Source organism: uncultured Thiodictyon sp., assembly GCA_903837595.1.
Classification (GTDB): Bacteria; Pseudomonadota; Gammaproteobacteria; order Chromatiales; family Chromatiaceae; genus Thiodictyon.
This window is the reverse complement of sequence record CAILVI010000078.1, coordinates 1-21,377: the sequence shown is the minus strand read 5'-3', so window position 1 is coordinate 21,377 and position 21,377 is coordinate 1. Positions and strand designations below refer to the sequence as shown.

At 64.6% G+C, this 21,377-nt stretch carries 13 protein-coding genes; 1 reads left to right on the top strand and 12 read right to left on the bottom strand.

Going from position 1 to position 21,377, the window contains the following annotated elements:
• Positions 1–9: 9 nt before the first annotated feature.
• The 12 genes from pglZ to pglW form a co-directional block, all read right to left on the bottom strand.
• Positions 10–2,715, bottom strand: a complete 2,706-nt coding sequence (gene pglZ / locus QZY44_RS04215; protein ID WP_295442685.1) for a BREX-2 system phosphatase PglZ — start codon at positions 2,713–2,715, stop codon at positions 10–12.
• Positions 2,715–6,407, bottom strand: a complete 3,693-nt coding sequence (locus QZY44_RS04210; protein ID WP_295442682.1) for a phage resistance protein — start codon at positions 6,405–6,407, stop codon at positions 2,715–2,717. Before QZY44_RS04210 ends, pglZ begins: the two co-directional genes overlap by 1 nt.
• Positions 6,408–6,470: 63 nt before the next feature.
• Complete coding sequence (locus QZY44_RS04205) at positions 6,471–7,964, bottom strand: hypothetical protein (RefSeq protein ID WP_295442679.1); 1,494 nt, start codon at positions 7,962–7,964, stop codon at positions 6,471–6,473.
• Positions 7,957–9,297, bottom strand: coding sequence for an AAA family ATPase (locus QZY44_RS04200; protein ID WP_295442676.1), 1,341 nt, complete (start codon positions 9,295–9,297; stop codon positions 7,957–7,959). The genes QZY44_RS04205 and QZY44_RS04200 overlap by 8 nt, the downstream gene beginning before the upstream one ends.
• Positions 9,297–9,746: a hypothetical protein gene (locus tag QZY44_RS04195; protein WP_295442673.1), complete on the bottom strand. Its 450-nt coding sequence runs from the start codon at positions 9,744–9,746 to the stop codon at positions 9,297–9,299. The genes QZY44_RS04200 and QZY44_RS04195 overlap by 1 nt, the downstream gene beginning before the upstream one ends.
• 46 nt (positions 9,747–9,792) lie before the next feature.
• Positions 9,793–9,987, bottom strand: a complete 195-nt coding sequence (locus QZY44_RS04190; RefSeq protein WP_295442671.1) for a type II toxin-antitoxin system VapB family antitoxin — start codon at positions 9,985–9,987, stop codon at positions 9,793–9,795.
• Positions 9,988–9,992: 5 nt separating this feature from the next.
• Entirely contained in the window at positions 9,993–10,187 is a 195-nt protein-coding gene (locus QZY44_RS04185) for a hypothetical protein (RefSeq protein ID WP_295442668.1), read from the bottom strand.
• A gap of 109 nt (positions 10,188–10,296) precedes the next feature.
• On the bottom strand, positions 10,297–11,349 hold the full coding sequence (locus QZY44_RS04180) for a Fic family protein (RefSeq protein WP_295442665.1): 1,053 nt from the start codon (positions 11,347–11,349) through the stop codon (positions 10,297–10,299).
• Positions 11,346–14,951, bottom strand: coding sequence for a BREX-2 system adenine-specific DNA-methyltransferase PglX (gene pglX / locus QZY44_RS04175; RefSeq protein WP_295442662.1), 3,606 nt, complete (start codon positions 14,949–14,951; stop codon positions 11,346–11,348). The genes QZY44_RS04180 and pglX overlap by 4 nt, the downstream gene beginning before the upstream one ends.
• A 124-nt stretch (positions 14,952–15,075) precedes the next feature.
• Positions 15,076–15,411, bottom strand: a complete 336-nt coding sequence (locus QZY44_RS04170; RefSeq protein WP_295442660.1) for a type II toxin-antitoxin system PemK/MazF family toxin — start codon at positions 15,409–15,411, stop codon at positions 15,076–15,078.
• A complete protein-coding gene (locus QZY44_RS04165) occupies positions 15,398–15,622 on the bottom strand; it encodes a CopG family transcriptional regulator (RefSeq protein WP_295442658.1) in 225 nt (74 codons plus the stop codon). The genes QZY44_RS04170 and QZY44_RS04165 overlap by 14 nt, the downstream gene beginning before the upstream one ends.
• 77 nt (positions 15,623–15,699) lie before the next feature.
• A complete protein-coding gene (gene pglW, locus QZY44_RS04160; RefSeq protein ID WP_295442655.1) occupies positions 15,700–19,947 on the bottom strand; it encodes a BREX system serine/threonine kinase PglW in 4,248 nt (1,415 codons plus the stop codon).
• Between the two features lie 977 nt (positions 19,948–20,924).
• Here pglW and QZY44_RS04155 point away from each other — a divergent pair.
• The gene (locus tag QZY44_RS04155; protein WP_295442651.1) at positions 20,925–21,095 is read left to right on the top strand and encodes a hypothetical protein; all 171 of its coding nucleotides are present in this window, start codon (positions 20,925–20,927) and stop codon (positions 21,093–21,095) included.
• Positions 21,096–21,377: the final 282 nt, after the last annotated feature.

The window sequence follows — 21,377 nt, the reverse complement described above, 5'->3', positions numbered from 1 at the left end:
TTGATTGCCTCAGACCCCGTGGGTTTTCAGTTGGAATTGCACATCCAGCAATTCACGGTTGAATTCGATCTGCCCGGTCACCTCGTTCAGGGTCAGTACCGCGGACTGATCCAGGTTGAGCACGCGCCGGGCGGCATTCACGAAACCGCTCACGCGCATCAGGGGCATCCCCAGGCGTTGCGCCAGGGCCGTCTTGCCGAGCTTACCGCCCCGCGTGTCGAGCGCTTCCAATAGACGCCGAACATCCTCGTCCTGCGGTGCGACGCGGGCGGCCAATTGGCGCTGCTGCCGATAGGTCGGGCTCGCGAGCAGGGCCGCAATCCAATCCACCTGGGCCGCCGGTGGCTCCCCCAGTGGCTCGTGGCCGAAGAGGTCGGACATGGTCTCATCCCGGGCCCGCCGTTTCTGCTTGGGTACGACCGGCACGGGCGGGCCCACCGCGCTCCTGATAGTGTCCTCCCACCACTCCGGCTGGCTGGGCGGCGCTGGCTTCCAGCCATCCAGGCTGCACAAGGGTGGGATGAACACGCTCAATGGCACCACCACCTCCTGCGGCGATACCCCACCGTGGTAACCGTTTTTCTTTCCGCTGTAACGCAGGAGCTCACTCCAGGCGCAAACGATGCGGCTTCCGCCGTTGGGGGCACACACCCGCCCGCCTTCGAGCAGGGTTTCATCCGCCTGGACCGGGCCGCCTTCGCCATGGATCGCGTTGCGCCAACGGTCGCCATCGGCCGCGGTGCGCTGCACGGTCTGCTCGTCGATGACATGGCCATGATCGGCGGTGATGATCAGGGTGCGCCCCGCCGTGCTCGCCTCATAGAGCAGGGGGCGCAGCAGCCGCAAATCGTCCAGTGACCAGCGCAGGTGGAGTTGATCCGAGCCGCTGAGATGGTCATCCACCGCGTTGTAGACCAGGCCGACCACGCGTCGGGTGGCGGTGCCGATCACCGCGCGCACCTGCTCGGCAAGGCCGCCGGCCTCACCGAGTTCGCCTTTGTGGAACAGGATGGGTTTGCCGCCCGACTTGGACGCCGCCAGCAGGCCCTCATGGGCGGCGAAGGCCGTCTTTTCCTGGTGTGCCGCCCCGGCGGTCAGTCGCCCTGCCAGCAGGCTCGCCCGGCTGATCTCGGTGACGGTCGGTAGGGCCGCGATCCCGACCCGCGCGTTGGCTGCGTCCGCGGGGATCTGCTCCATCCAGCCGGAGCGCATCAGGTCCGCACAGATCTCCCGGAAGACGGGCAAACTCAGCCCATCGACCACCAGGAACAGCACCGGCGCCTGCCTGGCCAGGGGGGCCAGGAACTGCTCCAACACCGACTCGACCGGCAGGCAATCCGCGGCCGGGGCGGGTTCGAGGTTCCAGGTCGCGAGCGCCGCGGCAAACCGCTGATTGAAGTCTTCGCGCCGCTCCCGTACCCGCGCGGCCAGTACCCTGTAGGTCGCTGACAGCGCGGCCAGTTCATCCCCCCCCAACAACTTGATCCGAGCCCAATCGACATAGGCGCCATCGGTAGCATAACGCTGCGCCAGGTTGGGGAAACCAGTGGCCAGGCTCGCCTTGGTGGCAGGCGCTGCGCCGGGCGCTTGTGCGGCAACCAGCCAGCGTGCCAGACGCAAGGCCATCTGCACCCGCGCAACGCGCGTCCCGGGTCGGTCGCCCAGGTCGTGCTGGAGTACCTGACTGGCGGCCTGCTCCACCCGGACCAACGCGGCCATGGATGCTTGACCCAACAGGGCGTCCAAGGCCAGGCCAAACACCGAGAGCCGCGCCTCGAAACCGCTTGGCAGCACGTCGCTCAATCCCGCGTAGCCGACCAGATGCAGTTCCCGCAGCAGGCCTTCCGCCCGCTCGATCGCGGGTCGGGCGCTGTCTTCGGGGAGGCTGCGCAGCAACCAAATCGCCGCGTCCGCCCAGCGGCGGCCTTGTGGCGGCGCAATACGACGGTCCCCGGTGTAGCGCTCCAAGCGCACCGCGGCCGCCGCCAGTTCCGGGAGTCCAACGCCTCCGGGGGCGAGCACCAGACTCCACAGTAAGCCGATGGGCAGTGCGTACGCGGCGTTGCCTGCGGCCACGCAACCCATGACGAGTTCACCCACCGGGCCCGCGCAGTCGGCGAGCCAGGCCACGATCTGCGGCTGGGTCTGCGCGGGTAGTCGCATAAAGCGCCCGACGTGATCCGCCGCCATGGTCCAACGCAGCAGGCTCACCAGGTCCGGGCGCGCCTGCGGTAGCCCCAGACTGCCGTTCAACACCTGCTTCCACGCGGTTTCTAGGTCGAGAAAGCCCCCGGCAACGGGCGGATAGCCACCTGTTGGCAGGTACTCCAGCAGCGCCTGAGCCATCCAGCCTTGAGCCGCCAGACGGGAGTCGATCTCCGTTGCCTGAAACACCTGACGCACCATGTCCCAGCGCTCGACCTGAAAGACGCGCCCCCGGGAGAGCCGCGCGAGCGTGTCGGCGCCGAGTGCGGCATCGCTTAAGTGCGTCAGCAGGATGACGCCATCGGCTGGCGACGCCTCGATCTGGATCAATGCCTGGCGTGCGGCGAGGCTGGATGGACACCAGTGCAGCCGAAACGCCCGGTGACCCACGGACACGGAGTCAGGCAAGCCTTGCGCCGTCGGGGAGCGGATGGCGATGCAGCGGGCTTGCGGGTCCCGCGCCAACACGGCCTCGACTTGAGCGACAATCTGATTGCGCGTTGGCACCATCAGGTTTTGCCTGTGGTCTTCAGCAAGCGCCAGCTGACCGACAGTCGCAGCGCGCTGTCCTGATCCATCTCGGTACGAATGGCGTCCAGCAGGGTGCGCGCCTGCCCGGGGTCGAGATTCACCGCCTCGGCCTCACGCACCACGACCGTCTCTGGTTCGGGCCTTGGCGGCTTCGGTGGTTCGGGTGGGAGCGGCTTCGGGGGCTTGGGTACATCGGTCAACAGCCGTAACGCCTTGGCCTGCTGCTCGTCCAAGGCCGGCTTGAGGGCGATGACGTGCTCGTCCGCGGCCAGGACCTCGGCAATCCGGGCCTTGATCCCCAAGGCGGCCGCCTGGCGATGGTCGGACAGGGCGGTCACCGCCTCAAACAGCTCCCATCCCATGCGTAACGACTCGTCAAGCGGCTTGGCCCGGGCCAGGGTCTGTGCCAACGCGGCCTCTGATGTCTCGATCGGACTCTGCGCCAGCACGCTGACCACCTGGTCTGACTCAGCGCTCACCAGTGCCGCCAGCAGTGCTTGGGCCGAGCGCGCGGTGATCAGGCGGGGGGGCTCGGCGGCCTGGGTCTCATCGCCGGCCCCATAGGCAGCCAGCCGCAGTTGCAGGCTGCCCAACAGGCTGGCCAGTGGCCCTTTGGCCTCCCGCGCCTTGGCGAGCACATCCTCCACCAGCTTCGCGACATTGGCGGCCGTGCGGGTCCGCAGCGGCGCCAGTCCGAACAGCGCCCCGGCCCGCGCCGCCGCCCGCTCCCAATCCTCCAGCCCAGGCAGCGCTTGCTCGCGCAGTTCCAGCGCCCCGGGGAGGTTGTCCAGGCTAGGCTGGAAGGGGCCCTGGTTGAGAAAGAAAGACCGGTTGGTCTGACCGGCGAAGACCAGCACGATCAGGTTCGCCACTTCCGTCGGCAACCCCATGGCCTGGGGCTGATCCAGCCACTGGCGCAGCCGGGCCACGGTGATGGGTCCGCCCTCGCGCGCCTGGGTCTGCTCGAAATGGGCCTTCCAATGCTGACCCAGCACGAAATGGGTCTCGCCCATCTCGCCCAGATTCAGTGGACCCGCAATCGCGCGCACCAGCCCCCGGGTCGCCTTATCCAACACCGGCACGCGGCCATCGGTGGCCTCCATGGCGCGCCCGAGCTCAGGCCAGACCTTCTTCAAGGCGGCCGATTTGACCTCGGTATCGAAGCGGGGATGGGCGGGGAACTGATGGCTGAACAGCTGATCCAGCAGGCCCTCGAAGGCCCCCTTGAGTCCCGCACCGACCGGCGGGCGGGGCTTAAGGGTCGGGTCGAGCGACCGGAACTGGTCGTCCGGGCTCAAGCGGCTGGCGATGGCGTCGCGCGGCTCGCCCGCGATGCCATAAGCCACCTCCAGACATTGCCGTAAGCGGCTCTGGAGCTGGTCGCGGCTATTCTTTGCCAGCGCCCGCGCTGGCCCCCGATCCACCAGGGATAGATGACCGGCATAATCGTTGAATCGCTCACCGGCGAGGATGTAATCCAGTGCCACCAGTCGGCCCAGGTCGCGCAGGGTCCGCTCGGAGAGAAAGGAGGGCAGCCACACCAGGGTGCGCGTGTCACCGCCCCGGTATTCGCCAAGGCGTGCCAGGTCGTCGGCCGGGGTCCGGTTGGCCGCGTCGAAGGGATAATCCACCACCACCGTCCAACTGCCGTCGCGCCCGCGCAGACGGTCATCCGCCATTTCGCGCACATTCTCGTAGACCAGCTCCACCTCACGTCGGGTCCCGCGCCAGGTGTAGGAGTAAATGGTGAACAGGTCGCTCGAATCGGCGATGCCGAGTTGCTCGAACAACAGCTCCCGGACCTTGCGGCGCCGATTACCGGGATTGTCCTGATGACCCTCGGCCTCCCGCACGATGGGTTCGATGTCCACGCCGGTCACCGCAATCGAGATCACCGGATTGGCATCGTCGGTGACCTTGATCTCACCCACCTCGGCCGCCCAGTCCCGGCAGCGGCGCAGCACGTCCTGGCCCTCCCGACCGGGGATCGGCGAGCGAAACGAGCCATGATTGAGCGCGGCCAGTCGCGGCGCGGTCAGCGCCTTGAGCGTGTCCACCTCCGGCACCAGTGCCGCCAGCAGCAGGGTTTTGACCAACCGCGCGTCGTTGCGCAGGTTCCTGGCCTTGCCGATATCGGCGATCCCCGCCTTGAGGTCCTGCCAGGTCACGCCATGGGTGCGCTCCAGGAGCGGCAGCAGCCTCTGATGATAGAGCCGCTTGGCATTATCGAAGTGAATGCGCATGGCATCGGAGAAGGGCTCGTCGCCCTGCGCGATCACGTCATAGAGGTCCCCCACCGGGATGATCTGACCCAGCTCCAAATCCTCGCGCCGGTCCACCAGCAATTGCAGCATCAGCTTCAGGGCGGTGCGTTCGCGTTGCAACACCGATGAGACCGCAATCAAGGCCTGCACCAGGGCCGGGCTGAAGGGATAGACCTGGCGGAACATCTCCCGATCCGCGGTGGTGGTCAGCAGGGTATCCAGCACCTCGCGACGCACCGACAGAAAGCCGTTAAAGGCCTGTTCCAGCTCCTGGCGTGCAGCCTCGCTGCTTGGGCGCAGCACCCGCTTCTCGGCGATGGCCGGGAGGTTGCGGTCCTCCAGGGTGATGACATGGAAGCGCGCCTCCCAGTGCTTGAGCACATCCGCAAACTGAAGCTGCAAGGCCCCGGCCAGGTTCTCGCCGACCAGTTCGCGCAGGTCCCGCTGACGGGCGACAAAGCTCACCAGCGGGATCGGCCGGTCCGCGTGGGTGGCCTCCACCAACTTCACCAGCTTGGTGCCCTCGCTGCTGACGAATGAGACATCCGCCGCCCGGCTCGCCAGCCACAGGATCAGCTCGTCCAGAAACAGGATCACCGCGTCATAGCCCAGGGCCTGGGCATGGCGACTCATGATGGACAGCCCGAGATCCAGGCCCACAAAGCCGCGTTCCTTGAGCTGGTTGTTGGCATCCACCTCGGAGAAATTCGCGGCGAACTCCGCGTAGGACGGAAAATAGGACGCAATCAGACTGCTGACGAGCCGAATCCGCTCCTCACCATTGGGCGCCTCCAGGGTAGCCGCCTCGAAGCTGTCGGCATCCCAGCCGCCATCCATGTCCCCCCAGCCGTCGCCGCCACCCGGCGCCGCGTTGAGCCGGGTGAAGAAAAGATCATCCCCCAACTGAGCGCGCAGCCCTTGGGCATCCTGGAAGAGGCGATCGGCCAGGTAGAATCCGGGCACCGGCGCCTCCGGGTGCAGACGCCGTACATAATCGGCGTACTGACCCAGGATGGCCGACTCCATGTCACGCGCACCAATCATGTGATAGGGCACCAGCAGGAAGCGCCGTCCCTGGGTCCAGTCATTGTGGCGGGCCACCAGGTCCGCAAGCTCAGCGATGGAACGCGCCTGCACGTTGCCCGCGAGCAGCAGATTGAGCACCGCCATGAAATGGCTCTTACCCGACCCGAAGCTGCCGTGCAGATAGGCCGCCTTGCTGCTGTGACCCTCCACCGCCTGGCGGATAAAGCCCAGGGCATTATCGAAGCACTGCACCAACTGGGGCGTCACCACATAGTCGCGCAGCGTCTGCTCGGCGTGACTCACCCCCTCGGTCAGCTTCAGGACAAAGTCGCCCTGGTGGACCCGCTCGGGGATGTTAATGATGTCCTTCATCAAGGTCATGGTGGAGATCCTAAGCTCAGCGGCGCTGATATTGGTGGTAACGTCCGTCGCTCTTGGTCGAAATTACTTCAGCGGCTTGACGCCGCCGCGCCGACCCAAGCCGAAGGCGATGCGATAAACATCAGGCATCTGGACGCGCTGATCGCTCAGGCGATTGATAAGCCCCAGTGCTGCCAGATCCTTCAATACTCCCTCAGCGCCTTCATTGAGGCTTTGGGGTGGGAGCTTAACCACATGAGTCGCGCGCTTGAGTTCCTCTCTGAGTGATTCGAGCGTTCCTGCCTGGCTCCAAATGTTCTCGATATCCGTCATCGTACAGGGTACGGTCAATTTGCCGCGCAGCGGCTGCATCGCCAGATCGACCCACGGGTAGTCTTCGCGCGTAATCTCGTTGACCCGTATCTGGGACGCCGCCTGCACGCCGGCCTGGATGGCCCGATAGTCCAACGCCAGGGGACTGTCTTCAGCGGTGCGATCGGCGGCCTCCCTCAATGCGGCAAAGAAACTGCGTGGGCTGACCTGATCAAGACCATCCTGCAGGTGATTGACCAGCCAGGTGTAGGGTTTGCCGCGCTTGTAGCCACTGGGCCCGGAGGCCATGGCGGAGGCCATGGCCTTTCCTGCCAGGGCGATGAATAGCTGTTCCTGGAGACCCTCATCGGTCCTCAAGGTGGCCGGTATCGACCAGGCGTCGCCGCCGCTAACGTTCTCGCGCCTCCAATGCAAATTCGCCGTGACGCGGCTCAGCGATCGAAAGGACTCGCCACCCTGCCTTGAATTGCCAAGGCACTGAAAAAGAAGTGCGTAAAGATCGGCGCGTCGCCACGCGAGTTTGGCCTCACGCGCCCAAAGTTTCGATGCGTCTGGAAATCCGATGATGTCCCGGTCCTGCAGCATGTCCGGTCGCACAAAGACCTTGAAACGAATTCTACGTGTTGCACGCAGGTCCAGCGCGGTCTGGAGTAAGCCCCGGGCGAGCGGGCGAATGCTCGGCCAGTCGTCCGCCAATCGATCCAGTGCGTCGAAAAGCACGACCAGGGTCTGGTTCTTTGACTCCAGTTCACGATCAGCCTGCGTCAACAGGGTATCGAAGGCTTCAGGATTCTCATGAACCCATGCCACTCGTGCCTGCCAATCAGCTTGCGGGAACGGGGCTGCAAACTCGACTTTAGCGGCGCACACGGCGCGCCAGATGGCCCGCGCTGGATAATCCTTGATCAGCGAGGCGAGAACGGCCTGGCTGGGTGCGTTCTCGGACGATGGCTGTGCCCCGAACGCCTGGACCACGCGCAGGTCCGGATCGAAACGTACCTCCGGAAAGGCGCCGCGGATGAAGCGCCGATGCGGCTCAGACGTCAGGTGCGCCCACCAGAAGCTCTTGCCCGATCCGCGAATACCCTGCACCACGCTGTTATCCGGGTCCAGCGCCCGGGCATGGCTGGGCGGTACATAGGTAAAGGCCGGCCCCCGCTCGGGTTCCGCCCCCGCCTGGTCGACGGGTGGCAAGGTTTCCCGCAATGCCAGCCTCAGCAACCTGGTCTGATCTAAATCAGCCACTGACATTCTCCACCAGAGAGGTGACTGCATCAAAGAACGGCCCGAATGCACTCTCAATGTCCGCATCGCTCACACCGCCTTTTTCCACCGGCAGCAAGGGATCGAACTCCTGGAGTCGCTGACTCCAGCGGACGCGCAAGGGAAAATGCGGGGCGTCTTCGTCGCCCAGATCGAAATTGAAGGCGTCTAGCGGAGTATCGGCACCAGGCTCGATCTGGTCGTACATGGTATCGGCGAACAGGTCATACGCGTGTTGCTGAAAGGATGAGGCACGTGCCTGCTGGTCAGTGTCAGGGAACAACGCCTGCACGATCGCCAGCCGTTTGCGGACGTGCCGCAGGACCTCGGGGCGCCTTTGCCAATGGGAGAATAGCTGCTTGTAGCCCTGCCAGTTTTGGGCCGCGTCGGTCGCAAACAGCAAGGCAACCGTACTCAAGCCGGCAATCGCAATGGCCGCCAAATCGTGCAGCCCCGCACGGCTGTCGATCAGTACCACGTCGGGTTGCTCCAGCGCCTCGAGCTCGGTCACGACTCGCCGCATCCTCGAGGCAAAGCGCTCCGGTCCCTGATGCCGCGGCACATCGGCATAGACCCTTGCCAGCTTGGCAAGGTAGGCGGTTTCCCCTTGTCCCATGGTGGCGACCACGCGGATCGAGCCGGTCGTGTGATCCGCCAAGGGACTATCGGAGATGATATCTTGCAGCACGCCTTCGGCTTGGCCCACGGCATCCTCGACAAACCAGTCCACCAGCCCGAAAGCGGCCATCCGCTGCGGCGGCAGCAGCAGACCCGAAAGCCCGGGTGACTCCAGGTCGAAGTCGATCAGCAAGACCCGTTTCCCGTCCCGCGCCAATCGGTAGGCCAGCATGGCCAGGGCCGTCGAACGCCCGACCCCACCCTTCACCCCGTAGAAGACGATGCGGGGCGGCCGTTTTCCCTCTGTCTCAGCCTCACTCGGCGTATGCAGCCAGTCTTGGCCCGTGATCTGGCGATCGAGCAAGTCGATGACGATCTCGGGTGCGGCCGTCCCATCGTCGGACTCGGGTCCAGGCACGACCGTACGGTGCCAATCCTCATGGGCAAAGAGCGCATCCGGATCGGCAAAGTCATCACGAAAGAGCACCCCACCGGGTGCAGCAAAGGCGCCCAGCTCCGGGGATCCATTTTCAAGGCATCGCATGATGGCCGCAGGACAAGCAGATCGATCGGTATTCACCGCAAATCGCAGTCGACCGTAGACATCGCGGATCAGCCGCGCATCACTGCCCGGCGGCAGTTGCTCTGCAAGCTCAGCCGCACGCCGTAGTGCGCTATTGAAGCGTACCGATTTCATCACATCACTCCATCCACGGTAGCGGCATCGATCATTTCACCGACCTGCCGGGCCGCCTCACGCCAGTTGGGTAGCGAGCTTAATGGGTGTGCCGCTTTGGTCCAATAACGATGATCGATGCTCCAATCATCGAAATGTGCAAGATCAGGCAGCATGGCAAGATAGCGTGTCGCGGCACGACCGTCTGGGAATACCGTCAGGGTGGAAACCAACTGGGCCAAGGCGGGCAGGTGTTCGCGGTATCCTGTTCTTGGCTTCCATCGAATATCCCCGTTCGATTCTGTCGGTAGCCCATGCGCCACCAGCAACGCCTTCAGACCGCATTCGGCCATGAATCCATACAACTGTCCGACATTGGGGTGACGACCGGACTGCGTCAGGTGTTCAGCGTCCGCCCAATGCCGCCGTGCCGCTTCCTTGAAATCGACCTGTTTGATTACGGCGGCCATGGTTAACTGTCTTCCCGGTTTGGCTTTACTAAAGCAAATCGTCTTCTCATCGCGGTAGACCGTCCCCGTCGTAACCGAGAATCTCGTCGGCACTGCGATCATCCAGTACCGGTGCCCGTGCCACGCGTGCGGCGATGGCCATTATCTCGTCCGCCGTCGTCTGCTGCCGCGTCGTGGGGATCTCGCCGGGCAGGTGATCCAGCAGGGCGATGGCGTCCGCCGTAGTATACCGTTGACTCAAGCTCATCACTCCCGACCCGGCAAGGGACGATCAGCACGCTCGGCACGTTGCCAGGCGACGACATCCGCGATATCGGCGAACACCCCGGTACCGGCCAACTTGGTCAACGCTGAACGCAACGCCGCTTGCCGCTCCTCGCGGGTCATCGACGGCGCAACGGGGCGGGGCTGAACATCCTGCTGTAATTTCGTCAAGGACATAACGCCGCTCCTTATCTCTTAGGGGCGAGGGCTCACCTGGTCTGGCGTCGTTTCGTGTGCGGGACGTGACGATCACAGTACCCTCTTTCTTACGCTCTTTAGCGTGAGTTTACCCTGATTCGCCGTCGCGACGGACCCATTTTGCGCCCGGTCCGCGACCTACGCAGTCCACGGACTTGCCGCGTTCGTCGGCCAGCACGCGGCGGATCATGTCCCGGCTAACGCCAGGGCACGCCTGCTCCAGTTGGGTCAGGGTGAACTCCCGGGGCAGGCGACGCAGTGCCGCCTGTACCTGCTCGGTCTTGGCGCCGCGCGGTGCCTGCACCTCGCCCACGCGCTCGATCAGCTCCCGATACGCGGTCTTCAGGATGAACAGCACATAATTGATGAAGGGCCAGGGGTCCTGTCGCCCCTCGTGCCAGCCTTGCGAGCTAAGTTCCAACGTTTCGTAATAGCGCTCCTTGTTCTGCTCGATCAAGCGTTCAAGGCTGATATAACGCCCGACCTCAATGCCTTGGTGATAGCACTGCAACAGCAGAAGCAGCCGCGACACCCGGCCATTCCCGTCCCGAAACGGATGGATACACAGGAAGTCGAGATTGAAGGCGGCCATGGCGATCAACGGATGAATCCAGCCCTCCTCCCCACACCGCCGGTTGGCATCGATCAGGCGGACCATGGCGGCTGGGGTGTCGGCCGCCGGCACGGTCTGAAAACGTACCCGCTCGCTGCCGTCCGGGTACCGTTCGATGATGTCGCAGTCCCGCTCCTTGTACTTGCCGGCATCCCAGATCTCCCCGCGGGTCAGGGCATGCAGGCGACGGATCGTCTCCTCTGCAACCGGCAGGCCGGAACCCTGCGCGTGGATCAGCGTCAGCGCATCACGGTAGCCGCGCACCTCTTCCTCATCGCGATCACGCAGCAGCGGCGTTCCATGGATCAGGTCCGCAATCCGGCGCGGCTCGACCTGAATCCCCTCGATCCGATTGCTCGATACCGCACTCTCGATCAGGGCATGCTCCCGCAGCGCCTTCAGCCGTTGGGGAGACTGACGGGTATAGAGTTCCTGCTTGCCGCGCAGTTCACCCAGGTCAGCCAGATACCAGGCGGTGCCGGCCGGGACCAGTGCGTTGCCGTCGGCGAATTGACGCAGGGTGGTCATCCGGCCTTGCGCCGCCCGCGACGAACCGCGACGGCGGCGGGTTTCCAGGCGCGCAGGTCGTCCAGGGTCAGGCCCAGGGTTCGGGCCTCATCGGCGAGGAAACCGGCGAAATAGTCACCCATGCGGGTGGCGTGCTCGGCGTCATAGTCGTTGTGCCATTGCTTGAGCCAGGGGATAAGCTCCAGCAGGCCGGCGAGCAGGGGTTGCAGGCGCGCCGGCTCCCAACCCTCGCCCTCCTTCATGTCCAGATAATAGGCGGCGAGTGCCGTGGCCTGTTGCAGGTGGTTCCAACCGGCCCAGGCGATGACCAGACTGCCGTCGGCGCCGCGCTCCGCACCGGGGTAGCTCACCCAGCGCTCCTTGGACACGTCCAGGCCGCCGCGCAGGCGCCAGCAGTCGGTCTTGAGGAAATCGGTGGACTTGTATTTGGGCGGGACTGGGATCCCACCGGGAATCTCGCCGACCTGCTCGCCTAAGTCCTCGCGCCGTTGCAGGTCCCAGGTGGACTCCCATTGTTCGCGTTTGCGCAGACCCGACTCGCTGTAGCGCAGCACCGGGAGGAAGGGCACCGACTCGGCGGCGACCAGGGCTGCCACCAGGGCGGCCGGGTCGAAGTCCTGGCGCCCGGCATAGAGCTCCGCGACCTGCATGAAGTCGGCGTCGCGCTGCGCCCGGTCGGCGAGCCGATTGGTACTGGTCAGGGCGACCGGGTCTGGCCAATAGGACGGGGTCTCCAGTCGGTCCAGCAGCCAGCCTTTGAGGGCGGTCTTTTCCTGTTCTGCCCAAGACTGGCTATTCCAGCGGCGCTTATATTCCGGCCGTTCAATGAGTCCGATGTTGCGGTCATTTTCGATTAACTCAATGCGTCGCTGCACGACGCAACGATACTCTTCCGGCCAGTGGCTAGGGATTTCGGTAATTGGTATCGAGCCATGGCGCTCGAACCAAGTTGTTTCCTCAATACCGGCTGCCATCAGGCGTGCAAGCACAATCTCGAACGCCCGTTCCCCAAGTGCAACTTCGATCAACGGTCGGTAGGCAACATCCGAAGGATCGGTTCCGGCGGGCATTAACCCATAGATCTGATAGCAATTCCAATCCAGTTCTTCCTGGGCCGCGATCATCAAGTGGCGTAGCCGAATTGCGTTCGCACTCGCGGAATCAAGGGTTGCTCGGGTAGGAATGGCATTTCCGCTGGCATTGGCGGTCACCAACAAACGGGGCGGTAATGCTTCTGCTAGTTGATGCGCAAGAGTATCGAGACGGGAAGGAACCTCAAGAGGTTGAATTTCAGGGAGAGGTAGTCCCTGCAATTTACCTGAGTCATGCTCATAGAACTTTTCCCAAGTCTCTGTCGCAAGCCCGCCACCAATGCCACCACCACCGCGGTCCATGAGAGTATGCTTTAGCCAGAAGCAGGCGACCGATGAGTTGATGATGCCAAGAAGTCTGAGATATCGTTCTTCGGTAACATCCGCGCGGAGCTTAATCATTGGAGCGGTACGGTTGCAGATCCACCCATCGCGGATGAATGCACCCCCAGTGTGCGTGGCAAGAAAGGCAAGAGTCAGAGCAAAGGGGGAACGGAATTTATCGATTGAGATGTGGCCGTAAGCGTACCAGGCATGGCCTCTTTGGACCTGGGTTTTCTTAAACCAAAGCCGTCTTGATAAGTTTGCCCGTAGAGGCCATAGCCATGGAAGAACATCTTCCGCCAGTTCTGGCTTGAATGTTTCACCAGTATGCGGGACTAGGGCAATGCTGTTTTCATCTAGAGACCAATCACGCACCGAGTCTCCAGTCACGAAGTTTCGGATGAATCGCTGAGGGAATCTCTGTCGAATAGCAATATCGCGAGATATCTGAAACGCTTCATCCTCCAGTGTTACGGCGCCAATTCCAACGTCCGCGATCTCAGAGAGGGTATCTCGGTTTGATGTAATAACCTGTTTCAATTCCGCTGCGCCGCCACCACTGATACTCCATGGGTGGACATAAAGTATCGAGCGATCAACGTCAGCGACAGTAACAAACTCTCCCTCACTTCCCGCGAGATCTATCTGCGTAATAATGGCCCGCCAAACAGGCCCATCTGCCGGCACATCCGGTCGGATGTGTTCCCCCTTGATGCTCATTACAGCCCTTACAGTAGACTCAATTGGTGCCCGACATCGGCCGAAAAGTATCACAGTCGGCGTTCCATGGCCTGGGATATGCGCACGTGATGTATCTAAGATATGGGTTAAATCAAATCCTGGGAGCACCTCCTCGATCAGTTTCGCTCCGAACTCACGCTTCATGAATGCGTTGCTGGTTATTAAGCCGACAAATCCAGCGCTTTGGTTATCATTCTCCGCGAGAGCTAGGTCAAAGAATCGCTCTGTAAATGGTACGCCCAGTGAATACTTCATATGGCAACTGCTATACCGCGCCCGATAGGCCGCATTGAGTGCCGAATCCTTGACGGTGATATAGGGCGGATTCCCCACCACCGCATGATAGCGCTGCCCGAGGATGGCATTGACCTGCCCCAGGTCCTCAATGGCATAGGCGTGTTCCAGACTGGTGCCCTTGTAGGAGTCGCCATCGAACAGGTCCATGGTCCCGGTGAGACCGAAGCGCGGCCCATGCAGCAGGCTGTCGCCGACCGCCAAGTGGAGCTGAAAATTCGGGGCATCGCCCAAAGCGTGAATGTCGCAGGCGGCCAGCGCCGCGACCAGCAGGCGGAAGCGGGCGATGGCGACCGCGAAGGGGTTGAGGTCGACGCCATAGACCCCGTCGAGCGCCCGTTGCACCGTGTCGCGCGGGTTGCGGGCGGGCTCGTTGCGCGCCCAGATGGTCAGCAGGCGCGCGAAGGCGCCGAGCAGGAAGTGGCCTGAGCCGCAGGTGGGGTCAATGAGGCGCACCGCCTGGTAACCGAAGGTGTCGAGCGCCGGGGTGAGGGTGCGGTCGAGGATGAACTCCTCCACGAACTCGGGCGTCTGCAACAGTGCGTAGCGCTTGCGGGTGGCCTCGGAGAGGTCCTGGTAGAGGTCGCCCAGGAAGCGGGTATTCCGGCCGGGGTCGGTGAAATCGTGGACCAGCAGTCCGCGGTCCGGGTCGATCTTTTGCCAGAAGGCCATGAGCGCCATGGCGGCATCACCGGAGCAGCCGAGCCGGAAGACCGGGTTGTGCCGCTCATCAAACAGGTCCTCGAGGCCCGGCAGTTGGCCGACCTCGCGGAAGCAGGCGAGCAGATAGTCGCGGTCGTTGTCGTGCGGCCGGGCGCGGAACCAGCCCTCATGGCGGTCGCGCGCCAGTGCCAGGCGGTTGTTCTCGCACCCCGTGGGGCCGGCCAGCCAGGGCCGGGGGATGAGGCCGTTGTCCTCGATAAAACGCACGAACACGCAGGAGAGCAGCCAATGCACCGCCGCCTGGGTGATGTCCGCCTCCAGCCAGGCGGCATAGGTCTCCCCGGTGCGCCCGGCGGCGCGGGCGGCCTGCCATTCGCCTTCCAGGGTGGCACCGAGCGCGCCGTCCTCGCCGATGCGCACGCGCAGGTCGTCCTCCAGGACCTTGAGCAGCCGTTGCAGGTCTTTGAGCAGGGCGGGGGCTTGGATCATGGGTAGAAGGTCCGACCGTGGAGAGGTTCGCAAGCGGGTACGGGACCGGCTAAAGCCTCGACCTCCTGGGCGATCACGCCCGAACTGGAGGTCGAGGCTTCAGCCGAACGGGGGCGCCGAAGGGTCATAGCGCGAGGTGCAGCCGAATGGCCGCGTTGATGTCGCGCATCTTGTCCGCCGTGAGTCGACCGACCGCCGGCCCTGGGATGCGCTCCTTGGCAATGGTACGGATCTGCTGGGCCTGCGCCTTGGAGTCTTTGGGGAGTCCGGATTCGGCAGCGGACAGGGCCACTTCAAAGGGGTAGACGCGGGTGATGTTGGAGGTGATGGGCACGACCGTGACCGTGCTCGCCGCCCGATTATTGGCATCGTTGCTCACGATCAGCACCGGGCGGCGTTTGTTGATCTCGGAGCCCAGGCTCGGGCTGAGGTCGGCGTAGAGGATGTCACCACGTTTCATGGGCAAGCCCGTCGCCGGTGGTCGGCGCCCAGTCCGGCTCGAGCTCGGCCGCCGCCTCACGGTAGGCGGCCTCGAGGTCTTCCTCGCGCAGCCGGCGTAGCGCGTGCTCGATGACCTGGGACCGGCTTTTCATCGCATGGGCCAGACGATAGGTCTCGATCAGTGTCACCGCCTCCGGGGTGAGCGAGATTGACAGTTTTTCTGCTCGCATGGTGTGCCTACTCGTCCGATGTTGGTGCTACCAAGCATCCTACCGCGCCGACTACCATTCAGCAATCCTGTCGGTTACTACGGGTGCTCGATCCAGCCCGGGGGGATACGCGCCCACTGGGCCGATGAGATGACCGGCACGGGGACGCCGTCCACCGCGGGCAGGCCGTCGGCATGCATGGGCACGAGCAGCCACAGGGGGGGCGGGGTCTGGCCCGTGCGATCGCGTAGCGCTTCGACGAGTCCCATGAGTTGGTAGCGGGCCAACAGGCCGGGGTCGACCAGCAGGAGGGGCTGGTTGGCGTCGAGGAGGCGTTGCCGCACCTGCGGCAGGGCCTTCTGCACCAGGCGGGTGAGGTTGGTCCAGTCGCGGCTGCCGGGGGCGGCGGCATCGGCTTGCAGTACGACCTCCCAGTTCACCTTGTGACTCTTGGCCTGGTCGTGAAGCGTCTGGATCAGCAGTGCGTCCAGGCTCAGTCGCGCCGCTCGATGGCAGCGCAGCAGTTGCGCCTCGGCATGGCGGGCGAGGCGTGGCGGGACGGTGAGTGCGAGGAAACCACCGGTCGTGCGGGCGCGCTCCAAGCGGTCCTCGAACTGCCGGATCAGGGCGTCATCGGCGGTGAGTTCCTCTAAGGGCTCGGCGCGGGTGCCGTGACGGGACAGCCAGGTGGTGGTGCCGGCCGTGGGCTCGGCCCTGCCGGCCGGTGAGTAGTAACCGGGCCCCTGGGGACCGCTCGGGTCCCAGGTCAGGGCCGCGCCAGCCTCAGCGAGCAAGGCGTCGAGCGCCGGACGGTCGGGGATGGGCTCGCACGCGGGGAAACGCCCCTGGATGCGGACGCGGATGTCGCGGGCCTGGCAGTAACGCGGGCCGGTCAGCGCGCCGAGGGACAGGCGCATGGCCCGCAGCGCCGGCATCCCCTGCGGGTAGACCTCCTGGCGACTGGAGAGTGCGGCCGTGCGCGACGCGGCAGTGGCCAGCCGCAGCAGGCGCTGGACCGACAGCGGCGCGATGCTGCTGGGCCGCTCCAGCGCCTCCAGGGTCTTGCGGGCATGCGGTGGGGTTAGTAGGGGGTCGGCCATGGCGACCGCGTCGGCGGCGGCGCCCAGTCGCCTGGCGTAGTCGGCCTGGTCGGGGCCGAGCGCGAGCAGGGGTGGCACCTGGTCTTGCTCGAAGAGCTGGTAGCGTGGCTTGGCGAGACTGCCCTCGGCCTCCTGACAGGCGCGTACCAGCGCAGTGGCCAGGCGCAGGCGCAGGGCGTCGTCCTGGTGGGCGCAGCCGCGGGCGGCCAGCAGGACCAGTGCCAGCTCCGGGACGGTCATGACGCCGGCATGGGCATCTAGCAGCGTCTCGATCTCCCCGCGGACCTGGGTGAGGGGCGCGAGCTTGAGCCAGCGCTCCCGGGCCTTGAGCAGGGTGTCGGAGAGTGCCGAGCGGGCGAGTCGGGCGGTCTGCGCGGCCGCGCCCAGGGTCGGCCAGGAGCTGTCAGTGCCGTCGGCAGCCGGCTCCAGCCCCAGGTAGATGGCGAGTGCCTGTTCCTGCGGACGGTCATCGCCGGCCGGTCGCTTGGGCAGGAGTTGGCTGGCGAGTGCGTCGATGCTGGCGATGCCGGGGGTCTCGTTCGGGCGCACCGTGGTCGGCACTCGCTCCAGATCAGGGCCCAAGTCGGGACGCAATTGGAGCAGCTTCTTAGCCTTAAGCCGGATCTCTTTGCGGATGCGGTCGCCGACGCCGCTCAGATAACGGAACTTGATGCGATCCACCGCTAGCAGGTCGCGCAGATTGTGGATGCCCATGCCGTCCAGGACGTTTTGGGCCTCGACGCTGTAGCCCAGGTCCGCGATGCTGGTCGCGGCGGTGGCGAGTCGGGCGAGCGCGGCCAGGCTGTCGGGCTCGGCGCCGACGCCCTGGGCACCGGCGAACGCCTGGCGCCAGGTGCGCAGCAGCTCTTCGGCGTTGTCGAAGCGCTCCCGGTAGTCACGATGCAGGGCGCGCTCGAAAAAATCGGTCAGTGCATCGCGTAGGTGTGGATCGAACCGGTTGGTATTGAGGCTCACTTCGCAATCGAGCATGGCGGCTTGGGAGACGCCGTCGCCCCAGTGCGGCAGCTCGCCGGTGAGCATTTCGTAGAGGGTGACGGCGAGTGCAAAGCGCTCGGCGGCCAGGTCCCAGCGCGGTGGTTTGCGCAATGGGAGGAAGGGGTCCAGGTAGGGGTGAGTGCCGGCCGTGATGTTCTCGGGGGAGGCACTGGTGAGCGAAAAATCGAACAGGATGAGTTGGAGCCGCCCGCCGGCCGATTGGGCGATGCCGATATTTTGGGGCTTGATGTCGCGGTGGGCGATGCCGAGCCCCTCGAGGCAATCGACGACCTGGATCAGCTCCTCGCCGAACCGGCTGGCGAGATCCAGGGACAGCCGCTGGTCCTCCTCCAGCCGCTTGGCCAAGGTCTGGTCGCCGGCACGACACATGAGCAGCGCCGTGCGCCCGGCGATGCGCAGCGTGCGGCGCCATTCCACCACGTTCGGGTTGCGGTGCAGCTTGGCCAGGGCCTCGCCCTCAGCGACCAGGCGGTCGTTGTGGGAGGGGTCGGAGGCGACCTTGAGGACCAGCTCCGCCTCGCTCCCGTCAGGAGTCCCGTCCGCTCGGACCAGCAGGACATCGGAGGATGACCCCTTGCCCAGTCGGCGCAGGACGGTGAAGCCCCCTTCCAGACGGTCGTTGGCGGTGGCGGTGGCGGGGTCGACCGTGGTCTCGGGGTCGGGGGTGGTGAGGGCGTCTTCCAGGACCTCCAGGTCTTTGAGGAAGTCGTCGACGCTCGGGTAGCGCGCGTCGGTGTCGGGCAGGGTGCTGAGCTGGATGAGGTCTTGCAGGGCCGGACCTGCACCATCGATGACATCGGAGATGCGCAGCCCGGGGCCGGCGCGCAACCGCTCCAGTTGCTCGATGACGCTGCCTGCCGGCGGTTGGCCGGAAAAGAGATGGTAGGCGATGGCGCCTAAGGAGAAGACATCGAGTTGGGTGCCACGGGCGGCGCCGTTGATGTCCTGGGTGATGTCCTGGGCGCCATCGTGGGCGTTGGCCTGGGCGGCGTGCTGGTGCCAGGCGGTTTCCGGGGCCAGATAGACACGGCCGGGGTCTTCTACGCAGTCCTGTACGTGCAGGGTGCCGACCGTGCGTGCTCCGTCCGCTACCAAGCTGCCGCCGGTACCCCACTCGCGGGCGCCGGTGCGCCAGTTCATGATCTGGAGGCTGGGGAACTGCGACTCGGGGTCTCGCACCAGGATGCTTTGGGGACACAGTGCCCGGTGGAACAGGCGCTTACCATGGGCGTATTGCAGGGTCTCGGCCAGGTGGCGGACCAAGTGTAAGCGCTGACTCACATTGAGCCGGTCGCCATGCTCACGCAGCAACAGGTCCAGGCGGCGTGAGCGCGGATCATGGTCGAAGATCAGTGCCGGGCCCTGCTCGCTTTCCTTGTAGTCGCGTACTTTGAGGATGCCGGGATGGTCGATGCCTTCGAGGATCTGGAACTCACGGGTGGCTTGCCTGACCAGCGCGGCGCGCGCCTGGGCGGTGGCGGCCGCGGCGTACGTGTAGATGCGCACCCGGCGCCGGATGCTCTCGATGCTGCGATGCTGGCCTTCCCAATCCTGGTGGGTTTCGCCCTCGGCGAGTAATGCGCCCAATTGGTAATCGCCCACCAGGCGATGCTTGTTGGAAGGACGGATGCCGGCCTGGGCCATGGCCTGCGCCAGGATGCGGGCCTGGGCCTGGTCGATGCGGCTCCCGTCGCCGCCGTTGCTCAGGGCGGGAGCGCTGGTCAATGCACCGATGATGCCGTGGTCGCCACTGCTGCCAGGCTGTCCGCGCAGATAGACCCCGGCGGCGGCCGTCCCGGACAGCCGGCAGATCAGATCAGCGGCGCAGAGAAAGACGCAGGGACGGATAAAGGGAATGCGGGCACGGGACCGCTGTACCGACGGCAGTCGCCGCAGGAGGCTGGCCAGGCGCTTGGCCTTGCGGTCGGCGAGGATCAGTGGGTTATCGTCGCTGTAGGACTTGCCGTCGGTGCTCCAGGTCCAGGTATGGGGGTCGCCGGTGAGCACACCGGGGCGGCTCTTGATCTCCATCAGGAAGAGCCCGGCCGGGGTCAGGATCAGCCCATCGACTTCGTTGACCCGGCCGTCGTCGTCGATAAACTCGAAGTTGCTCCAAGCGTGCCACGGGTTGTGATCGGGGAGCTGGGAGCGCAGCCATTCCAGGGCGTCGCGTTCCCAGGGGAACCGGGATTCCGTGATGGTGGTCCAGCGCGTCGGGCTCATGGGCATGAAAGCGAATCCCTCTTTCGCATGGTCGGGCTCTGCGCTGACTTGGTCTGCTACCGGGCGCAAGCAGGGATTTTACCTGACCGCCGTGCAAATCGCGTCATGGCCGCCCAGAGCCGACACTGAAGGGGACTGGCCGCCGCCCATTACATTGTTACTGAAACGTTGCCAGCCCCCCCTTCCGTCGTCCAGCCTCCAGCATGGTGAAGGCTGCGGGGTGGTTCTCCCCCTCGGGCGGCTCCAGACTCCGGCCCGTGGCTACGGGCTCGTCCTGGGTCCGCTGGAGCGCCTGAACCAACATGGTCAGTGTCATTTTCCGAAGTCGGCTGCACGGAATGTCAGGAGTCGCCTGCACTACCTAACTTGAAGGCAGGGATTTACCCTTGGCGAGCAGCTTCACGCCGTCTGCCCGCAACGCTCCCGCGGGAGGAAGGCGACTGCTGGGTCCATGCCGGTGCATCGTGGCGAAGGGGTCTATAGAGCATGGACGAGCCCGGTGAACGCGACTTCGGACCGACCGGCGGTCCAAAGTCCTATGCACACCGGGCCGCGGGCCCACTCGACTGGTGCACAGAAGTTCGGAAAATGACAGCAAACTGGTGCAGACGACTTCTGAAAATGACACTCCCGGTGGTTGTCGCGTAACTTAGGAGTTGTGCGACGGCCCTGCACGGAGCGGTACGCCGGGCAACGCCTGATCCGGGTCCTCGACGGCGCGGCCGTCAGACGGTCTCGGCCCCCGGAGCCTGACTGCGGTGAGGTTCAACCTGGCCCCCTCTACACCAGAAGCCCGGCGGTCGAACTCGCCGAGTCGGGCGGCGTCAAGGCCTCGCAGACCCTGCCTACCCCGCCACAACCCCCATCTGACCGTTCGCTGACAACCCCGCTCAGGCTTTGTCTAACCGCCCGGCCTTAAGCTGTGCCCAAGGTCGCATCAACCGCGGCCTCATTGCAAACCATAGCGCTCGGAGGATCAGACCATGTATACCTACCCAATCCACTCCCGCGACTCACATACTGCCCCGCAGGCCCGGACCGCGCAGCCGTCCACGCCGAACGCCCGCGACCGCATCACGCAAGACCTGGCGGTCGCCGAGCTGATCCTCAACGCCTTCAACGATAACGCTTCGCAGCTCTATCGTGGCATTTGATCGAGGCTGGGCTACATTAGGGGATCGCTGATTAACTCACGGTTAATCAGCGCTGCCTTAGATGGCTCATTGCCATCGCTCGCCTCTACCTGTTTTCCAGTGGACCTAACACCCCATCTGGTATGTCCTCCAACCCAGGATACCGGTCCTCCCCCCGCCGGTCCTGAGTCTTTTCGCGTGACGGCGGTGTCACGACGCCTGCAGCTGCCCTTGGTGAAGGCGAAAGCAGAAAAAGAGCAAAAGGGAAAAGTCGGTCGGCTTAGGGTACGATTTCCCCAACTT